Below are 20,415 nucleotides of genomic sequence, written 5' to 3' on the forward strand. Positions count from 1 at the left end.
ATGATCTGAGACGATTGATTTGAAAAAGGCTCAGCTTTCAAAAAAGCGAGACCGTCTGCTCTGAAGCATGGATTGAGCTGGGCAGAAAAATTGGAGGGTTACGATAATGTTGCGTTTGGATTGAAGTAACCTCTTACTCTAGTTTAGAGCATCAACCTCCGGTCTTTGAAATTTTTGATTCATTTTTCGCTTTTAGGTCAATATATTTAGACAATGCCGCTAGGAACGTGTAGGAGGAAAGGCCAAGTGCTTCTACTCCACTAGGGTTCCCAGTTAGAGCTCATTATATCGTTTGCAAGGGAAGGATTAAGGACGTGAACTGGAGCAAAATTCGCTAATCTAGGTTTAGCTGCATTCACAACTTGAATTAGAATAGCTCTACCAATATCAAGCAATCCTGCTTGATTAGTCATTACATTTTTACTCACACATTATTTTTGGTCCGCTGGGAGAGGGAATCGATTTGTCTAAAACTAAAGAGCTACTAAAGGTAACACAGGAAAAGCTCCCTGGCAGTCAAATCAGTCTGGAAATAGAAATTTCTCCTGAGCAATCGCGTCAAGCGTATGAGCAAGTGATTACGAAGTTCATGCGATCGGCTAATATTCCTGGTTTTCGTAAAGGTAAAGTCCCCAAACAAGTTATTCTCCAACGGTTTGGCACAGATCAGTTAAAAGCCTCTGCGTTGGAAGATTTAGTTCAAAAGAATTTTGAAGCTGCGGTTAAGCAAGAAGAGATTGAAGCTTTAGGTAACGTTCAGTTCCGTTCGTCTTTTGATGAACTCGCTGCTGAGTTTGAACCCGGTAAGGCGATTGTATTTGCCGTTAGTGTCGATGTCCCCCCGGAAGTCACCCTTAAGAAGTATCAAGACTTTAAAGTTACGGCTGAAAAGATAGAATATGAGTCCTCTAAGGTCGATGAAGTGCTAGAAGAACATCGATCCTCGAATGCAACCTTGGTTCCTGTCGAAGATCGAGCTGCAGCGGCTAATGATGTTACTCTCGTCGATTTTGAAAGCCGATTCTTACCCGGTGAGTCAGGCGCTGATGAAGAAGGTGAGACGCCAGAGGGAGAGTCCGTTCAAGACTTCCAACTGGAGCTTGTGAAAGGGAAGTTTATTGACGATTTGATCGATGGCATCATCGGTATGCAAATTGGGGAAACCAAGAATATTGCAGTGACGCTGCCTCAAGAATATTTCCAAGATGAGTTGGCTGGCCGCTCTGCTGAATTTACTGTCAGTCTCAAGGATATTAAAGCGAAAGAGCTACCACCTCTAGATGATGATTTTGCCCAAGATGTTAGCGAATTTTCGACCTTGGCAGAATTGCGCCAGTTTTTAGAGGAGCAATATCAGCAAGAAGCCCAAGATAGTACGGATGCCAATGTGGAAGCAGCTCTTCTAGAGGCATTGATTGAAGAGCTAGACGTTGATCTGCCTGAAAGCATGATCGACGATGAGCTGAATGTCATGATTCGAGAAACGCTCAGTCGCTTGCAGTCTAATGGTTTAGACATTAACAAGCTGGTGACCAAAGAGATGCTCGGGGAGATGAAAGAACGCATGCGATCGGATGCAATTCCTCGTTTGAAGCGAACTCTAGCCTTGGCCGAAGTGGCGAAAGCAGAATCGATCACAGTTGAGGCGGATGCGATTGAAGATCGATGCCAAGAAATTCTAAAGGATCTGCAAGGACAAGATATTGATCGGGATCGCTTAGAAGCTGTTGTTGAAGATGAGTTGTTGCATAAGCAGGTGGTAGCTTGGCTAACCGAACACTCTGAGGTGGAATTGGTTGAGCCAAAATCTGAGGAGGATGCTGCAAAAGCGGAGGCCAAAGCAGAGGAAGAGGCTACTGCTGAAGAAGGAAAGCTATCTGAAGCTAAGAAATCGGCTAAATCAACAGCAAAAAAAGCATCTACAAAAAAAGCAAAGTCGGCTAAAGCAGCTGAGGAAGTCGCTGATGAGACTAAGGAAGAATCAGCTGCTAAGAAAACAACGGCTAAAGCTAAACGGTCAACGGCAAAAACCACTAAGAAAACGTCTACTAAGGCGAAAAAAACATCTGATAAGCCCAAAGCAGATGATTCAACCACTGATTCTGAATAGCCCGTTTAAGAACGGGAGCAGCTTTTTCCAAAGGAGTTAAGGCATAATATAACTGGTTGACCAGGTGAAAGGGTAATCGCCTTAGATCCCCACACCTAGATATCGCTAACACTACCCATTGATACGATTAACGTTGAGGTCCATGATCTTGTCTCATTCTTCTGATCACTTCTACCCTGGTCTGTCTGGTGAGTCCAGTCCTACCTATATGCCGCCTCGCAATATCGTACCGATGGTTGTTGAACAGTCTGGTCGAGGCGAGCGGGCGTTTGATATATACTCTCGCTTGCTCCGTGAGCGAATTGTCTTCTTAGGCGGAGGGGGCTCTGCCAATGGGGGCGGCATTGATGATGCTGTTGCTGATGCCATTGTGGCTCAGCTCCTGTTTCTAGAATCAGAAAACCCCGAACAGGATATTTACCTTTACATTAATTCACCTGGCGGTTCGATCACGGCAGGAATGGCTATTTACGACACCATTCAGCATATTCGCCCCGATGTTTGTACCATTTGTTTTGGTTTAGCAGCTAGTATGGGTGCGTTCCTTTTATGTGCAGGTACTGCAGGCAAGCGAATGGCATTGCCAAATGCGCGAATTATGATCCATCAGCCTTTGGGCGGTGCTCAAGGTCAAGCGGTAGATATTGAAATTCGAGCTAAAGAAATTTTGTACCTCAAAAATAATCTTAATCATCTTATGGCAGGCCATACAGGTCAGCCGTTTGAGCGGATTGAAGCAGACACCGAGAGAGATTTCTTTATGTCTGCAGAAGAGGCACAAAAATATGGTTTGATTGATCAAGTCCTCACTAGACAAAATCTTCCTAACCACTCTGAAGCCGTCAGTGAAGTCCACTAAGAGAAAGCCATGTCTAAATATGACTCCCATCTCAAATGTTCATTTTGTGGGAAATCTCAAGAACAGGTCCGCAAATTAATTGCTGGGCCGGGGGTCTATATCTGCGATGAATGCGTAGATTTGTGCAATGAAATTCTGGACGAAGAGCTATTCGATACGGCTAGTAGTATGCCTGCTGCCAGTAGAGCTCCGGTTGCAGAGCGTAAACGGTCTCAATCTGCTCCTCTGTCTCTCAACCAGATTCCTAAACCACGGGATATCAAGTCATATTTAGATGAACATGTCATCGGACAAGACGAAGCGAAAAAAGTCTTGTCCGTTGCTGTATATAACCATTACAAGCGTTTGAGCATTAGCCAAGCTTCGGCAGAGTCTGTTGCTGAATTGGATGATGCCATCGAATTACAAAAATCCAACATTTTGCTGATCGGTCCTACAGGATGTGGCAAAACGCTGCTGGCTCAGACATTAGCCCAAATGCTCGATGTTCCGTTTGCGGTGGCGGACGCTACAACCTTAACCGAGGCTGGTTATGTAGGCGAGGACGTTGAGAATATTCTATTACGACTCCTGCAGGTTGCCGATTTAGATGTAGAAGAAGCCCAAAGAGGGATCATCTATATCGATGAAATTGATAAGGTGGCTCGTAAGAGTGAAAACCCTTCGATTACGCGAGATGTCTCTGGCGAAGGGGTGCAGCAGGCTCTATTGAAAATGTTGGAAGGGACAGTGGCTAATGTTCCTCCCCAAGGTGGGCGCAAGCACCCTTACCAAGACTGTATTCAAATCGATACCACTAACATTCTATTTATCTGTGGTGGGGCGTTTGTTGGTCTCGATAAAATTATTGAGCAGCGGACGGGTAAAAAAGCCATGGGATTCATCCAAGATGGTGAACTCCGGGCAAAAGAACAGCGTACTGCCGATATGCTGAGAGATTTGGAGGCTGAAGATTTAGTCAAATTTGGGATGATTCCTGAATTTACGGGTCGGATCCCGGTGATGTCTGTGATTGATGCTTTGGATGAAGATGTGCTCTGTCAGATTCTGACGGAGCCACGCAATGCTTTGGTGAAGCAATATCAAAAGCTATTGCGGATGGATCGGGTAGAGCTCGAGTTTCAGCCCGATGCAATTCGCGCCATTGCTCAGGAAGCCTATCGACGTAGAACGGGAGCTAGAGCTCTGCGGGCCATTGTCGAAGAGATTATGCTGGATGTGATGTATGAGCTACCGTCCCAATCTCGTAAAGAGCTGACCCAATGCTTGATTACCCGCTCGATGGTGGAACAGCGGTCGACGGCTGAGTTGTTGGTGCATCCTTCCGCTATTTCGACCCCAGAATCTGCATAAGTTCGTTTCGGTCACATTTCATGCCTCAGGCTCTCATTCGCGGTCATGATCACTACTATGAATGGGTGACGCAAGACCCTCGTCAGTTGAGATCTGGGAAGCCTGTGATGGTGTTTCTCCATGGTTGGGGCGGCTCAAGTCGCTATTGGCGACCTATCGCCCAAGCGCTGGCTGCCGATTTTGATTGCTTACTGTATGACCTCCGTGGATTTGGGCAATCCCAAGATTCACTACGGGCGTCTAGAGCGGTCGAGACTTATACGATTCAGTCCTATGTTGAAGATTTAGAGGCTTTATTGAATGCTTTGGAGATTCCGACAGTGTGTCTCCAGGCCCATTCCATGGGATCGACAATTGGTGCCTTGTTTCTCAATCGATATCCTCAACGGGTGCAGCAAGCGATCCTCGCCTGTAGTGGGTTGTTTCAATATGATGAGCAAGAATTTCGTCAGTTTCATCAGGTGGGTGAGTGGGTGGTGCGATTACGGCCTCGTTGGCTGGCCCAGGTGCCCTTCTTAGATCGACTGTTTATGGCCCGCTTTCTCCATCGGCCCATTGCATCTGACCAACGTCGAGGGTTTGTGTCAGACTATGTGGGGGCAGATGCAGCCGCTGCGTTGGGAACCTTATTGTCCGCTGTGAGTGAGTCAGTGGCAACGGCCATGTCTGCAGAATTTGCCCAGCTCCAAACACCCACGTTAATTGTGTCGGGAGATAAGGATCAGATTGTCCCAGCGGACTCGGGGGAGGAGGCTGCCGCTTTGAATCCCAATATTGACTATGTGAGGATGGCCCAAACGGGACATTTCCCCATGCTGGAAGATACTTCCACCTATCTACAGCATATTCACCACTTTTTAACGCCGGTGACCTGCTGAGATGGTAGAGTGCGCCCCCGATCTTCAGATTCAGCCTCTGGGAACTAATTTGGTTCATCGGATTGCGGCAGGAGAGGTGATTGATTCCCTCGGGGCTGTCGTGCGGGAACTACTGGATAATGCCTTAGATGCTGGGGCGGATCGGATCAGTGTGTCCCTCTGGCCTCAAGATTGGCGGATTCAGGTGGTTGATAATGGTCAAGGCCTCACTGCTGCCGATTTATCCCAAGCTGCGACGCCTCACACCACAAGCAAACTGCAGCGGGAAGAAGATCTGTGGGATATCCAGACCCTGGGGTTTCGAGGCGAGGCCCTCCATAGTTTGGCTCAAATGGGACGGTTAGAGATTTGCAGCCGACCTTTGGGATCGGCTCAGGGATGCCGAGTTCGATACGATCACCAAGGTCATGTGGTGGCCCAAGAGACGGTTGCGATCGCAACCGGTACCGTTGTCACCGTGGCAGATTTATTCCAGGACTGGCCGACCCGCAAACAGGCCCTCCCCGATCCAGCGCGACAAATGCGGGGGGTGCAAACCATCATCCATGACTATGCCCTGTGCCACCCTCAAGTCACCTGGCAGGTGCAGCAAAATAATCGCCCGTGGTTTAGTATCGCCCCAGCTGAAGCCGCTCAAGATATTCTTCCCCAGCTCCTGGCGACCCTGCAGCCAGGAGATTTATGTCATCATCGCTGTCAGATTCCCGATTTGCCGGGAAATAATGCGGTGGAAGTGGTGTTGGGCTTACCCGATCGCTGCCATCGCCATCGTCCTGATTGGGTAAAGGTGGCGGTCAATGGTCGCTGTGTCCAAGTCAGTGGTGAAGATGCAGGCCAGTCTCACCCTTTGGAGCAAACCATCCTAGCGGCGTTTCGACAAACCCTACCCCGCCATCGCCATCCCCTGTGCTTTATTCATCTCCATGCTGACCCTCAGCATGTGGATTGGCATCGGCATCCTGCTAAAACTGAGATTTACCTGCGGCATTTAGACCAGTGGCGACCTGCCGTAACCACGACGATTCAGGAAGCCCTGCAAATTCCTGCCGATATTCGGGACTCAGGTCATACTCAGAAAATTCGCCAATTGATGAAAGTGGCAGAGGCCAAAGGAGTTTATCACTTACAGCAGCCCTCCCTGTTATCCCCCCAGTCTGAGCAAGCAGCAGGGGAGTCCGGCTTTAATGTCCTGAAGGCCATTGCCCAATTGCACCGGACGTATATTGTGGCAGAGCATCCTTCGGGAGTTTGGCTGGTGGAGCAGCATATTGCCCATGAGCGGGTTCTCTACGAGCAATTAGGCCAAGACTGGCATTTAGTGTCCTTGACCCCACCGATGATGCTGCGAGATTTAACCGAGAGACAGGTAGAGCAGCTCACGGATATTGGTATTGATATTACGGAATTTGGCCATCAGCTGTGGGCCATTCGCTCGGCCCCACAACGGCTAGCAGAACGCCCGGATTGCGAAGCGGCCCTGATTGAACTCAGTCAATGTGAGAGTATTGAAGCAGCCTTAGCCGCCACCGCTTGCCGGAGTGCCATTCGCAATGGCATGGCCCTTAACCTGTTGGAGATGCAAAACTTGTTGGATCAATGGCAGCAAACCCGTCATCCGCGCACCTGCCCCCATGGACGACCAATTTACTTATCGATGGAAGAAGCGGACTTATCTCGGTTTTTTCGTCGGCATTGGGTGATTGGTAAAAGTCATGGAATCTAGATACCAATGGTGCAAGTCAGTAAACAAGGATTGATTCTAGGATTAGGTCCGTTAGCCTTTGCCATCGCCTTTGGGGTGACCTATCTATCCGACCGCGATGCTCGGCGAGCTTCCGTGACAGGATTGGCAGCTCTCTCTGCGACCTATGCCACAGGACTGATTGCGACTGAAGATCGCCGCCGCCCTGCCGCCCTGGCGAATGCTGACTCTCTGCCAATGCAGGGTCTATCTCAGATGACTCCATCTCTGGTATCTTCGACCCCTGTGCCTGTATCTCAATCAGCGTCTGGCGAGGTCGCTGTGTTTTGGGATTATGAGAATGTCAAAATTGCTGCCCAAGGTATCCAAGCTCCTCTGGCTGAATCTTTGGTGGAGTATTCCCAATCTCAAGGTCATACGCGCCTGAAAATCGTCTACTCCAATTGGCGACGAGAAAAAGAATCTTTAGTGCAGGCCCTATATAGTCTAGGGTTTGAGCCTATTCATGTTTCCACGGGTAAAGAAAATGCGGTTGATGTTAAGTTGACCGTTGACTGTTTAAATACGGCGTATCAATATCCTGATGTCGGCCACTTTATTATTGTCACGGGCGATCGGGATTTTGTGCCTTTGGTGAATGCCTTAAAAACCTTGGAAAAGCGGGTGACCTTAATTGGTCGGGCTGAAGTGGCTAGCAATCAGCTGTTACTGAGTGCAGATGAATTTATTGATTTAGAAAAGCTAGATACTGAAGACACCGAAAAGGCCGCCCCCGCCCAACGGCTCACCCAAACGATTAGCTATGAGGATGCCGTTGCCTGCTTACTAGCGGCTATTAACCTAGCCCGGGATCAAGGCAAAAGCACCCGCTTTGGTGCGGTGGATCGCCTGATGCGGGCCAATGTTAAATACACCTATGCAGGGGTGGCTTCGATTACGCGCCCAGATGCTGCGCCATTTACGAACTTCAGCGCCTTTGTTGATGCAGCTGCTACGGCTGGACAAGTTCAAATTAAAACTCTGTCTGGATTTAAAGAACTGTTTTTGCCGGACGAAGATCCGGAGGCCGAGTCTGAATTTAGCTCTCAAGATTCGGGTCCTCTGACCCGGGAACAGTGGAAAATTATTCTGGATCAGGTACAAAGCGCCTTCAAAGAGACGGATCCGGAGCATAATTCCTATGGTCGGTTTATGTCTTTGTTCTTTTATGTCCGGTTGGCGAAGAAAGATGGTCGTTTGCCCCACAGCAATGAGCGACTGAAGCAATCCCTGAGTCGCTTGGTGGATCAAGGGATTCTAATGGAACAGGCCAATCGCAGCTTTCGCGTAGCGGAAAATTGGGAGGACAAAGCTGAGATTTGGCTTGACCAATTGATGCAACCAGAAGAGACCTCCTAAAAACGGGGCTTGGATCGGTTTGAGGGATTAAGCGTAGGTTAGAGAACAGGGTAAGGCAATCCCATATCCCTGAACATAGTCTATGCCCATACTCTGGAGCTGTTTCCGGGTGGAGAGATCGCCAACGGATTCAGCAATGGTTTGTAAGCCCATAACATGGCCAATGTGGTTGATTGACTCCACAATGGCCTGAGTGGCAGGGTCGTTGGCCATATCTTCAATAAAGTGACCATCGATTTTCAAATAATCGACGGGTAAGGTCTTTAAATAGGCAAAAGACGATAATCCACTGCCAAAATCATCCAGGGCAAATTTGCAGCCCAATTGTTTGAGTTCATTAATAAACGTAATGGCCTGATTGAGATTAGAAATCGCTGCCGTTTCCGTAATCTCGAAACAAATTTGGGGAGCAGCATGGGGATAACGTTGGAACTGCTCTTGCAGGAACTGCAAAAACTGCTCATCGCCAATACTGGCCCCGGAGAGGTTGATCATATAGGGTAATGGCTGATCGCCCCCAGTTTGCGCTATTTGGGGTGGGTTAAAGTGATCCACTAAAAACTGACTGATCACCCAACGATCAATTTCCGGCATCAGATTGTAGCGCTCAGCCGCAGGAATAAAGGTGGCGGCACTGATCACCTGATCTTGCTCATCCACCATGCGGAGGAGTACCTCACAGCACTGGTGAATCTCTGATTGCTCTGGGTCGGCGGGGACAATGGCTTGACCGTAAAGACGAAACCGATTCTCTTCTAAGGCCTGCTTAATGCGACGGCTCCATCGCTGGGTTCCCCGCTGTTGGACGAGCTCTAAATCATCGAGCTGATAGACATGGATGCGATTGCGGCCTCGCGCCTTGGCTGCATAGCAAGCGGCATCGGCTGCACTAATAAGACTAGACAGATTGTGGCTATCGTAATTAATGGCCACTAGGCCAATGCTGAGACCAATGCTAAAGGTCTGTTGATTCCAGTTAAACCGGAAGGTTTGTAAGCGTTGCCGGAGTTGTTCGGCAATGACTTGGGCTCGCTCTATGGAACATTGGTGCAGGAGTAACCCAAATTCATCTCCTCCTAAGCGAGCGATAATATCGGTGCTGCGAATGGTGTGCTTGAAGAGTTCTGCCACCTGCTGGAGCAGTTCATCCCCGGCGGCATGACCACAGGTATCATTGACAATCTTGAACTGGTCGAGATCGAGATAGCACAAGACATGCTGGAGCTGATCTCGATGGGCAGACTGTAAGGCTTTCTGGAGCAGCTGCTCAAATTGATAGCGATTGACTAAGCCGGTGAGGGAGTCATGGCTAGCTTGCCAGGTCATTTGCTGGGAGAGTTGACGAGATTGGCTAACATCACGAAAGACCACAACGATACCGAGGATCTTGGTGTTGCGATCGCGAATCGGTGCCGCCGAATGATCAATGGCATACTCTTGACCATCCTGAGCAATTAAGAGGGCTTGATGTTCGGAGATGGCAATTTCGCCGGTCGTTAAAACGGAATCAATCAGCTGAATATCTGGACGGCGCGTTGTTTCATCTACCACCTGAAATACATCATGAATGGGATGTCCTTGGGCTTCAAAACAGGACCATCCCGTCAGCTGTTCAGCCACGGCGTTGAGATGCCGAATTTGGCCCTGGGCATCCGTTGTAATCACCGCATCACCAATGGATTGTAGGGTGACCTGGGCGAGTTCTTTTTCTTGGAACAGTTCTTGTTCCATATACTTGCGATCCGTGATGTTATGGGCCACCCAGATGGCAGATGTTGGCGATAGGGGCGTAATACTGGCAACATACCAATCCGGTACCGATGCTGAGGGCAATTGATACTCAAAGGTGACGGTTTCTTGGCCGTTGATCGCGTGCTGAATATGCTCGTGAAAGGCTTGAGCTTGCTCATTCTCGAGAAGCAAGACTTCAGCCGTTTGATTGATCATCTCCACCATATCGGGGGAGACAAGGGAGGGGGGAATCGCATTAATCTGCTGAGTTTCCGTATCAAACACGAACACAATATCCGTCATGCCATCAAACACGGCTCGAATCTGAGCTTCGCTGGAGCGGACCTTATCTTCTAAAATCTTGCGCTCGGTAATGTCTACACAGGAACCGATATAGCCGATAAAGTCACCATTAGGCAAAAAACGGGGGGTACCCATATCGATCAGCCATCGATAGGCACCATCATGGCGTCGGAGACGATATTCCATACAAAAGGGTTCACGGGCATCAAAGGCAGCCTTACAAATGTCTAGAGAGGTTTGACGATCCTCAGGATGTATTCCTTCAGCCCAACCCTTGCCCAGCTCGTGGGCCATAGTCTGTCCCGTAAATTCAAGCCATTGTTGATTGAAAAACGTGCATTGTTTATCCACCCCTGACATCCATAGCAGCACGGGGGCACAATCTGCCATTTGCTGAAACCGTTGCTCACTCTCGCGCAAGGCAGTTTCTGCTTGCACCTGATCGCTAATATCTCGTTGAACCATCAAGATATAGGGCTCTTGACTGGCCGGATCTGTCACCACATTGCAGGAGCAATCGATAACTAAAGGAGTCCCGTTTTTGTGGATGAATTCCAGGGTTTGGTGATAGCTACCCTGGTCCACTAACTGGGCTACATAAGTCTCACAGGCGGTTTGACTGGCTTCACTCAAGTAGGTCTTGAGCACACTTCCCAAGAGTTCTGAGGCTTTATATCCAGATTGTTGAATCGCTGCCTGATTCACTCGGCGAATCACACCCTGGAAATCAACGACGAATAAGGCATCGGGAGCAGCATTAAACAACATGCGAAAGCGTTTCTCACTGGCTCGAAAGGCAGATATCCCCAAGGAAACTCGGGTTTCTAGCTCTCGATTCAGTTTTTGTCGTTCTAACTCTGCCTGTTTGCGATCGCTAATATCTTGCACCATCACAATGAAGTAATCGGGCGCCCCCGTGGAAGTTGTGGCGAGAGAGATGGTCAAATCTAACCAGGCTGAATGGCCCTGGGGATGTCGATAGTGATGTTCTAATTGAATTGCATCTTGCTGTTGGGATTGCAGTGTTTCCTGCCAGTTCCCTCCTGCATGGGGCATTTGCAGGACATCATGCATGGGAGTGTGGGTGACTTGGGCGGGGGTGCTATGTATGAGGTCACAGAACCGTGGATTGGCCAGCATCACTTGTCCCTGTAGATCAACATGGGCAATGCCGATCACGGCTTGTTCAAACATGACGCGGAAGCGCTCTTGGCAAAAATATAAGGTGGCTGCATCCGCCTCGACTTTTTTCTCGAGATTGAGGTTTTGATACTGGAGGGATAAGATGCGGTCGTCTCGGATCTGCTCTACCTGATGATGCAGAACCTCGGCGGTATGATGGGCTTCCGGCACATTGAGGGCATCTAAAATACTCGCTTGAGTCAAAATACCGGCTAAATCACCCTGCTGCCCCATCACCACCAGACGGCGAACCTGCATGTCTTGCATGGTTTGATGAGCGTCCCAAAGTTTGTCATCTAATTTGAGGCAGACCAAAGGTTGACTCATCACGGTTTCAGCCAAGGTAGTCTGGAGGTCGAGACTGAGCGCCTGGAATTTGACGATATCTCGCTCGGTGATAATTCCCAAAGGCTGAACCCGGCTGGCTTGAGACTGCTGCTGGGCAATCACCACACAACTCATCTGGTGCATGGCCATCCGCTGAGCCAATTGCTGAATCGTGTCTGAGGGAGGAGCTGTGACCACCGTTGGGGTCATCACTTCACTGACATGCCGCAATTTCAGCAACATGGTCGGTTCTAAGACTTTACGCAGGCTCTCGGTGGTAATAACACCGATCAGCCCACCCATCTCGTTTAGAACTGGTAAATGGCGGATGTGGTGCGTTTGGAGGAGGGTCAGCGGGGTGAGGATATCTTGCAGTTCAGTCTCTAGCAGGGTATAGAGTTCCGTACTCATGACCTCACTGGCGCTGACCTGACTAAAGTCTGTTGGGGTTGTACTGAGCTTAACGATGTCTCGCTCTGTCAAAATGCCCACTAACTTCTGCTGGTGTTGGACAAGGACATAACTAGAGCGCTGGGGTCGAGCGGCGTTCGCTTTGCCTTCCCGCCCTAGGCTCATCAACAAGACCACCTCTTTTAAGCTGGCTTGGGGGGTGACAATTAGGGGATGACGCTCCAAACTGGCTTGCACAGCCGCAAGGCTTAACCAGGGCTGTTTCACCTGGGTGCTCGGTTGCCTCGTCATAAATCGCAATCCTCAGCAGGGGAAATCAAGTCTGGGAATTAGGTTAGACGCTTAATTTTCACACAAAATACCCAGAAAATGCCCTTTTAGGTTGCCCTAAATCCTTGTGAGGCCTAACATTCGATTACAAAACATCAAGGCTTTCTGTTTGAGTGGTTAAAAGGCTACAACCTCAGACACCACAATAAGCAATGGTTACGCCTTTCCCACCATCAGCCTGCTCGGCAAATTCATAGCGAGAGACAAGGGGATGTTGCGATAGATAGGTTTGGACGCCTTGACGGAGTTTACCGGTACCATGACCGTGGATAATCCACAGGGGCCCTTGAGCCTTTGCGATCGCATCTTCAATCACCACTTCGGCATCGGCGACTCTAGACCCCCGGATATCTAGGGTGTTCTTGGAGGTGCGAACCATGAGGGCCGAATTGTTAGGTGTATTGTCTTCTTTTTTAGGTGCGCTATCCGTTTTCTTGGGGGGAGGGGTGACCTTCTCGCCCGTTAAGGACTCCACTTCCGTGGGCTTGACGGTCATTTTCATCATCCCAAACTGTACCACTAGCTCGTTGGTGGGCGTAATCTTAATCACGTCTGCCTTCTGGCCAATGCTGGGAATGCGAACCCGATCCCCTACTTGAGGTTGAAATCCTGTGGGAGGCGGCGCTTTGGGCTTAGTGCGAGAGGGGAGTCGCTGGCTGGCAATTTTTTCTAGACGTTCGGTGGCAACCTGGGCAGCAGGGGCGGACTTGGGCTGTTGTTGGAGGTCACGAATCACTTGTGCGATCGCTTGCTTGGCCCGGCGAATTTCTTCTTGGATTGCTTTTTCTTGCTGCTGCCGCAGTTTTTGCTCTCGCACTTTTAGATCTGAGGCCTTCTTTGCCACTTGCTGATGCAGTTGCTCCGTACTCTGCAGTAGCTTGGCGGCGGCTTGAGCCCTAGTTTCCTGCTGCCGTCGCTCCGTTTCTAATCCGGCAATCACCTGATTAACATCATCCGTCTCGCCGTCCATCTGGGCTAGGGCTTGGGCAATCACCTGCTCATTCAGCCCCAACCGCTGGGCAATAATCAAGGCATTGGAGCGCCCCGGAATTCCCCAGAGCAACCGATAGGTAGGCTGCAAGGTGGCATCATCAAATTCCACCGAGGCATTTTCAAAGCGGGCATCGGTGTACTTCAAGGCTTTGAGTTCACCAAAGTGGGTAGTGGCAATGGTGAGCTGAGCCTGATCGGCCAAATATCGAAGTAGGGCAATGGCCAGAGCACTTCCTTCTAAGGGGTCAGTACCTGCACCCACTTCATCCAGCAGCACCAAAGATTGGTCAGTCAAGGCGGCAATAATCTCTTGAATTCGGCGAATATGACCAGAGAAGGTGGACAAACTTTGCTGCAACGACTGTTCATCGCCAATATCGGCCAAGACCTGATCAAACCAAGGTAGCTCTACGGGTTCTTGGGCAGGAACAAAGAGTCCCACCTTGGCCATCAGAGTCGCCAATCCTAGGGTTTTCAGGGTAACGGTTTTACCGCCAGTATTCGGACCTGTAATTGCCACCACGCGGATCTCGGGTTGAATGGTTACATCAATGGCCACCACTTCGGGGCCTTGCTCATGGTGCTGCTGCCAGACCAGTAAAGGGTGGCGCAAACGTCTCAGGGTAAGGGTTTCCGCTGCGCGGTTAACAAATTGAGGGCGATTGGCCCCTAACCAATAGCTATACCGGGCGCGGGCAGTGGCGAGATCCACTGCTGTCACAATTTGGAGCAGGGCATCTAAGTCTTCCTGTACCTCCGCCACTTTTTCGGTGAGGGCTTGGCGAATGGCTTCTGCTTCTGCTTGCTCTTGGCGAGTGAGTTGGCGCAGTCGATTATTCAGCTCTACCGTCGCCTTCGGTTCAATATAAAGAGTGGCTCCACTGGTGGAAGCATCATGGACAATACCGGGGACAGCATCTTTTTGAGGCGCTTTGACGGGTACCACAAATCGATCGCTACGCTGGGTAATCAGCCGCTCTTGCAGCGCCGCTCCCTTCCGCTGTAAAATTCGCTGCAAAATCGTTTGGACGTCATTGCGGACCTGCCGCTGCCGCTCGCGAATCACCATTAATTTTTCGCTGGCCCGGTCAGCCACTTCTCCCTGCTCATCGATACAGTGGCGAATCTCTTGTTCTAATTCAGGGTAGGTCCGCAGGTCAGCGACCAACTGATTGAGGCTCACTAGTTCGGGATAACGGTTGATGAGGCGACGGAGGTTGCGGCTGCCTAACAGGGTTGTGGCAACCTGCAGTAGCTCTTCACCACTGAGAATGCCTTGACGTTGCGATCGCACCAATGCTGCTCGAATATCATGAATCCCCTCAAAGGTCAGTGCAGTCAAAAGCTGAGTTTCTAGGTCATACACCTCTTGGGTCTGCTGCAGTAGGGTTTCACTGCCCTCAACCGTTGTCGGAATCGGCAGCTCAATTGCTGCGGCTACCCCTAACTTGGTTGCCGCAAAAGTGGACAGATGCTGGCATAATCGCTCCCACTCCAGCAGTTCTAGGGTTTTTTCAACAATCACAACGTCTTAATTTCACGGGTCATTCTCCACTACTGTCATCGTAACAAGCAACTTCTCTTATGCGGCTTCGAAGTGGGTGGGGCAACAATTGGTGTTTGCTTGGGTGCGGGCTGGTCGCGTTTATTATGACTTCCACCATGAGCCAATAGAACAGTAGTGCCGTCTTGCTCGAAACCATAGGGGGTAGTCATCGTATTTATCTCCAAAGGATAGGGAGTAGATGCGGCTTACACCTCAGCTAAAGAGAACGCTGGATTCCCAAGGTGACACGTACATCAGGAGAATCACTAGTGAGTCCCGCACCTGCTCCTACAGAAAATACCGTCAAAGGATCCAGTTGATGTCTTATGCCTAATTCCAGTAAATAAGCATCTGTATCAGCGTCTTTTTCCTGTTCAAATACCAAGTCTGACACCAGCATGGTATCGGAATTAATGCGGCGACTATAGCCCAAAATGGCAGAAAATTGATCTCGACGCTCTCCGGCTTGAGGCGCAAAGTTACGGCTATAGCCAAGATTTAAGTGCAGGCGATCCATATTGGCATTGCCAATTGTCTTAGTGGCAAGTAGCCGAACAGTGGGATCAACACTGGCACTCTCTGGTCCTGTCGGTAAATCCGCGCTCACAGAAATAGCAAAAGCTGGGACCGAAACTGACTCCGTGTTGAAGTTATAGAACAGTTCTACGCCTACATCTTCAATATTGTCTTCGCCCCCATCCCCAAATGAAAACGGGACCGAGATACGGGCTTGGGTATTCGGAGCAATTCCATATTCCAGCCTGGGTTCTATCAGCAACCGATCTTCATTGCCATTGCGTTCATAGCGGAGTAGGCTTTGTACTTCTAAGCCTTTGTAGGGGATTGGGTAGGCATCCTCAAATTCCGTAGGTAACCCTTCTTCTAGATTCAAGTGGTCGGCAGCCTGGGCTGGACTCAGACCCCAGATGGATAATGCCAAGCAGCTCACCAGTAAAGACAGTGAAATACGCAAAATCAGTACACTCCTTGTGTTACAAAACATGCAAGCTTGAAGCCCAGACACCGCTCTGGACCTGACTTATTGAAACTAAATTGCTTACTGAGCTAGAGCAATTCCCGAAGGTTCATCGCTCATGGGCATGGGGTCAACATCGGGCAGATTTCCATACTTCTGTTGCCATCCCTTGATCATCGCTTCTACCATTACTGGGTTGATTGATCCAGGTTTCATGCCTTCATGGTTCATCTGCATTTGGGGCATCAGTGCCATCATGGCGTCCATAAATGATCCAGGAAGTTCGCCGTCTTGGATGCCTGGGGTGAGCTTCAGTTTGAGCTGGGCTTTCAACTGCTGATGCATCTGATGCATTGCTGGCGACATTCCATGCTGAGCCATGTTGTCGCTCTGGGACGTCATGCCCTCATGCTGCATGCTGCCATGCATCTCACTGTGGGAACGCTCGGTTCCTTTGTGTTTCATGGTTGAAGGCATAGGATACTGAGACATTTTGTCTTTATGGTGAGCCATGCCCTGATGCTGCTTTTCACTGGAGGGGGAAGACTTGTGCTGCATCATGACGGGCATCATTTCATCCAGCATCTCGGTCATCATCCGGGTCATTTCACCATCAACCCCCTGGACCCATTCGTTGTAGTCCAGTGGGTTTACTTCGGGTTTCGTCAGTTCAAATTTACGAACTAGGTTTTCATCTCCTGGCTGATAGGCCATGGCATCCAAAACGCGGTAAAGCTCTGCCCGTTTCTGCTCAACGGTCCAGCCATCATAGGCAAAAATATCGTAGGTAATGCCGTGAAGCATGTGGAGGTTATCAAAGACGTTGGCGGTCTCAGGGGATAAGCGACTGTAGCGTGGTGATAATTCCCGACTCAACAGCATCCGCCCCGGCGGTGTAGGAACGACTTGTTCACCAAACAGGTCTTCCATCTGATTCATAAATTTATCTTGGGCATCGCCATTGCCGCTCATCATCATGGTCTCGTAGAGGGCCGGATGCCACCAGTGAGCAGCATAGAAGAAATTATTGTTCTTGGGATAATAGTTGCGGGTCAACGTGAAGTAAGGCTTCATCATCACTGCTGCGCGCCGCATGGTCACATCTAAGGGCGCAGGACTTAGGGCAATATCCTTGTAGGTCTTGCGATAGTAGTCGTAAGTCTCCAGTAACTTTTCTTCTTTCTCATTCCAAGCAATATCTTTGTCAGACATCACATCTTCGGTCATCTCATGTAAGAGATGGACGGAATCTATCGTGCGGAATAATCGCCAAGTGGCACGGGCTGCAAAGGGTGCAAACAACTCCATCGGTGGTTCAATCCGAGGAGGGCTTTCATAGTAATCCAACACTTCTTGGTAGAGTTTGGCATCTTCTTGGATGTGTTGTTTGAAGGGGGTCAGTAAGAGCACATCATGCAATTTACTATGGGCAAAATGTAGTGCACTGGCTACCCGATAGCTACGGCGATGCCGATTGTAGAAGGACATCTGATAGGACGTGCGGGGATGGGCAACAAGATTCCGTTGCTCAGCCGCTGCTGGGTTTGGGATTTGGCCAATGGTTAAGGCTGTAGCAAAGGCTAAGGCCGCCAGTCGTTTGCGGGATTGTTGAGAAGGCATATCGTTATTCAGGTGCTATGAGTCGTCTTGGGGCGTAATGGATCGATCCCTTCTAAAATCCTGGCAAAACAATATGAAATCAGAATGAGATGGAGAAAGGCAGAGATCTTATTGGAGAAATGGCAGCACTTCAAACCCTTGGATCAACGAGTAAGTTCCGCTCAGGTAGGGAGAATCGGTAGATGGATCGTAAAAAGGCTGCCTTTACTAGGCTGGCTCTGCACCGTTATCCGTCCTTGATGTTTTTGGGCAATTGCCCAGGCAATCGCCAATCCCAACCCTGAACCGCCTGTTTGACGGTTGCGATGGCCGAAGGCCGGTCGAAGACCATCGCAATCCACCCGATAAAACCGATCAAAAATCTTGGATTGATACTCAGGTGCAATCCCTACCCCCGTATCTCTCACCTGAATCACTGCCTGCTGGTCTTGCTGACTTAACGCAAGAGTGACTTTACCTGCTTCAGGGGTGTACTGAATCGCATTGATCACGAGGTTAAAGACGAGTCGATAAAGCTGTGCTTCATCCCCGCTGACCCATAAGGGCTGATCCATTTGAACATCGGTTTGGAGCTGGATCTTTTTGTTTAAGGCTAGAGCCGCTAACTCTTCGGCCATGTCGCTCACTAAATCCTGAAGGCAGCACGAATCATTCTGCTTCAGTTGTTTTTGGCGGTCCAACCGAGTCAACAATAGCAAGTCCTGAATCAATTGGGACAAACGTTGATGCTGGCGATCCAGGGTTTGGAGCGTTTCGCGGGCCTCTGCAGCCGATAGTTGAGGCATATCCAAGACGGATTCCACTATGGCTTGGGCTGCAGCGATGGGAGTGCGTAATTCATGGGCCGCATCTGCTGTAAATTGCTGTATTTGCTGGTAGGACTGACGAATCGGTTGCATCGCTCGTCCAGCAAGCCACCAGCCTGCAACACCGATAAAAAACAGAGCTAAGGGCAAGCCCGCAAATAGAACCAATCTAACTGAGGAGAGATATTGATCAGAATGCTTGAGAGAGCTACCGACTTGCAGATATCCCCAAAGGGGCGCATCAGGATTTTGCACAGGGATAGTGATTTGACGGTAGCGAATATTGTCCTCGTCCTGAATATATTGCCATGCTGTCATAGACGAAGAGGACGGTAGACCCTTGGGTCTCAACCCAGCCAAAGCAATCAGGTTTTGGGAGGTATCTAAGAGCCGAATGTAATAGCTGCCCTGGAACATCTCCCCTGGTGAATGATCTGCGGAGCTAGCAGACGTTATGCAGGGTTCTGAGGTAACGCAGGAATCCGGCAAAAAGCGTTGGGTACTGGTGGGAAGTTTGCCAGGTTGAATGAGCATTGGCTCTATATTGTCGTGTAACCGACCTGCGATCGCTTGCAATTCCCGATCCGCAGCCGTTCGATGGGCATGATCAATCGCCTCATAGACACCAAAGCCACTGAGGGTCAAAATAATACCCATCACCCCGGCATACCAGCTTGCCAACCGCCAGCGAGTCTGACGAAATAGCGTCCGCTCATTCATGGGTTAGATGAAGACGATAACCCACTCCATAGACGGTCTCAATGGCTTGATCACAGCCCAGGTCAGACAATTTTCGCCGCAGTTGCCGCATCAGGGCAGCTACCACATTACTGATGGTGTCGGCGTCCGCTCCCCAAAGCTGATTAAGGATCTGATCACGACTGACAATTTGTCGAGGATGCTGCATAAAATACTCCAATAGCTGAAATTCTTTATGGGTCAACAAGACACTCTGACCTTGTCCCTGATCCAGGATAGAGACATTGTGGGTGCCATAGTCCAACGTGAGCGGCCCCACCTGGAGTTGTTGGGGCTGAAAATGGGGCGATCGTCGCTGTAGTGCCCGCAAGCGGGCCAGTAATTCAATTTTGCGAAAGGGTTTAACCAGATAATCATCTGCTCCCGCATCCAGCCCGGTTGCGGTATCTTCCGGTTGATCCTTGGCGGTCAACATCAGGACGGGCAAAGGACTCTGCTGAGCCCGAAGGCGTTGGCACAGATCAATCCCGGATAATCCTGGCAATAACCAGTCGAAGATCGCCAGAGTGTACTGGGTCCACTGGCTTTCTAGATAGCCCCAAGCCTCCCTGCCATCTTTCGCCCAATCGACAATGTAAGCTTCCTGGGTGAGGGTTCGCTGAATGGCGGCTCCCAGATCCGGCTCATCTTCGACTAGTAATACTCGCATAAGCGTTACAAGGAAACGGTTGAAATCAACGGGCAGATATCACCGGGTTGAGGTCGGGGCTGATTAGTGGCCCAGCGATCTCGATATTCTTCCAATTCAGATTTAAAGGACATCATCTGTTGGATTTGATGGTCAAGCTGTTCAATCTTGTCTTGCAGCATCGACTGCACCCGTTCACAAGGGATGTCCCCTTGTTGGTGAATATTGAGGATTTCTCGAATTTCCTCTAAGGAAAACCCCAAGGTTTGTGCCTTCTTGATAAACTGCACCTGCTGCACGGTCTCTTGGGGATAATAGCGGTAGCCATTGTCTCCACGATCCGAGTGAATTAACCCTAAGCTTTCGTAGTACCGCAACGCCCCAACAGCAACCCCAGTTTGCCGTCGAACCTCACCAATTTTCAGGTGTGTGGCTGTAGTCATCTTTTCGTTGAGTAGAAAACTACCTTTACTTTAAACCCTACAGTTGACTGTAGGGTCAAG

13 protein-coding genes are annotated in these 20,415 nt (G+C 49.7%); 6 read left to right on the forward strand and 7 right to left on the reverse strand.

The features are described 5' to 3' along the window. The first annotated feature begins 463 nt into the window (after positions 1-463). The 6 genes from tig (at position 464) to ON05_RS18975 (ending at position 8,300) form a co-directional block, all read left to right on the forward strand. Complete coding sequence (gene tig / locus ON05_RS18950; protein ID WP_010476615.1) at positions 464-2,110, forward strand: trigger factor; 1,647 nt, start codon at positions 464-466, stop codon at positions 2,108-2,110. A gap of 142 nt (positions 2,111-2,252) precedes the next feature. Beyond that, positions 2,253-2,969: an ATP-dependent Clp endopeptidase proteolytic subunit ClpP gene (gene clpP, locus ON05_RS18955; RefSeq protein WP_010476616.1), complete on the forward strand. Its 717-nt coding sequence runs from the start codon at positions 2,253-2,255 to the stop codon at positions 2,967-2,969. Positions 2,970-2,978: 9 nt separating this feature from the next. After that, the gene (clpX, locus tag ON05_RS18960; RefSeq protein WP_010476618.1) at positions 2,979-4,322 is read left to right on the forward strand and encodes an ATP-dependent protease ATP-binding subunit ClpX; all 1,344 of its coding nucleotides are present in this window, start codon (positions 2,979-2,981) and stop codon (positions 4,320-4,322) included. A gap of 20 nt (positions 4,323-4,342) precedes the next feature. Then, complete coding sequence (locus ON05_RS18965) at positions 4,343-5,200, forward strand: alpha/beta fold hydrolase (protein ID WP_010476619.1); 858 nt, start codon at positions 4,343-4,345, stop codon at positions 5,198-5,200. A gap of 1 nt (position 5,201) precedes the next feature. Next, a complete protein-coding gene (gene mutL / locus ON05_RS18970) occupies positions 5,202-6,923 on the forward strand; it encodes a DNA mismatch repair endonuclease MutL (protein ID WP_010476621.1) in 1,722 nt (573 codons plus the stop codon). Between the two features lie 6 nt (positions 6,924-6,929). Further along, positions 6,930-8,300 carry an NYN domain-containing protein gene (locus ON05_RS18975; protein WP_010476622.1) on the forward strand — a complete coding sequence of 457 codons (1,371 nt, stop codon included), beginning with the start codon at positions 6,930-6,932 and terminating at the stop codon, positions 8,298-8,300. A gap of 27 nt (positions 8,301-8,327) precedes the next feature. Here ON05_RS18975 and ON05_RS18980 read toward each other — a convergent pair whose 3' ends face one another. The 7 genes from ON05_RS18980 to ON05_RS19010 all read right to left on the reverse strand — a co-directional run bounded on the left by ON05_RS18980 (position 8,328) and on the right by ON05_RS19010 (position 20,355). Next, entirely contained in the window at positions 8,328-12,545 is a 4,218-nt protein-coding gene (locus tag ON05_RS18980) for a PAS domain S-box protein (protein ID WP_010476623.1), read from the reverse strand. A 172-nt stretch (positions 12,546-12,717) separates the two neighbouring features. Beyond that, positions 12,718-15,102 carry an endonuclease MutS2 gene (locus tag ON05_RS18985; RefSeq protein ID WP_010476624.1) on the reverse strand — a complete coding sequence of 795 codons (2,385 nt, stop codon included), beginning with the start codon at positions 15,100-15,102 and terminating at the stop codon, positions 12,718-12,720. Positions 15,103-15,340: 238 nt separating this feature from the next. Further along, the gene (locus ON05_RS18990) at positions 15,341-16,096 is read right to left on the reverse strand and encodes a hypothetical protein (RefSeq protein ID WP_010476625.1); all 756 of its coding nucleotides are present in this window, start codon (positions 16,094-16,096) and stop codon (positions 15,341-15,343) included. Between the two features lie 84 nt (positions 16,097-16,180). Further along, complete coding sequence (locus ON05_RS18995) at positions 16,181-17,719, reverse strand: hypothetical protein (RefSeq protein ID WP_010476627.1); 1,539 nt, start codon at positions 17,717-17,719, stop codon at positions 16,181-16,183. Between the two features lie 161 nt (positions 17,720-17,880). Next, a complete protein-coding gene (rppB, locus tag ON05_RS19000) occupies positions 17,881-19,245 on the reverse strand; it encodes a two-component system sensor histidine kinase RppB (protein WP_010476629.1) in 1,365 nt (454 codons plus the stop codon). Beyond that, a complete protein-coding gene (gene rppA, locus ON05_RS19005; protein WP_010476631.1) occupies positions 19,238-19,933 on the reverse strand; it encodes a two-component system response regulator RppA in 696 nt (231 codons plus the stop codon). The genes rppB and rppA overlap by 8 nt, the downstream gene beginning before the upstream one ends. A 5-nt stretch (positions 19,934-19,938) precedes the next feature. After that, complete coding sequence (locus ON05_RS19010) at positions 19,939-20,355, reverse strand: heavy metal-responsive transcriptional regulator (protein ID WP_010476632.1); 417 nt, start codon at positions 20,353-20,355, stop codon at positions 19,939-19,941. Between the last annotated feature and the right edge of the window lie 60 nt (positions 20,356-20,415).

The sequence above is a fragment of the Acaryochloris sp. CCMEE 5410 genome, assembly GCF_000238775.2.
Classification (GTDB): Bacteria; Cyanobacteriota; Cyanobacteriia; order Thermosynechococcales; family Thermosynechococcaceae; genus Acaryochloris.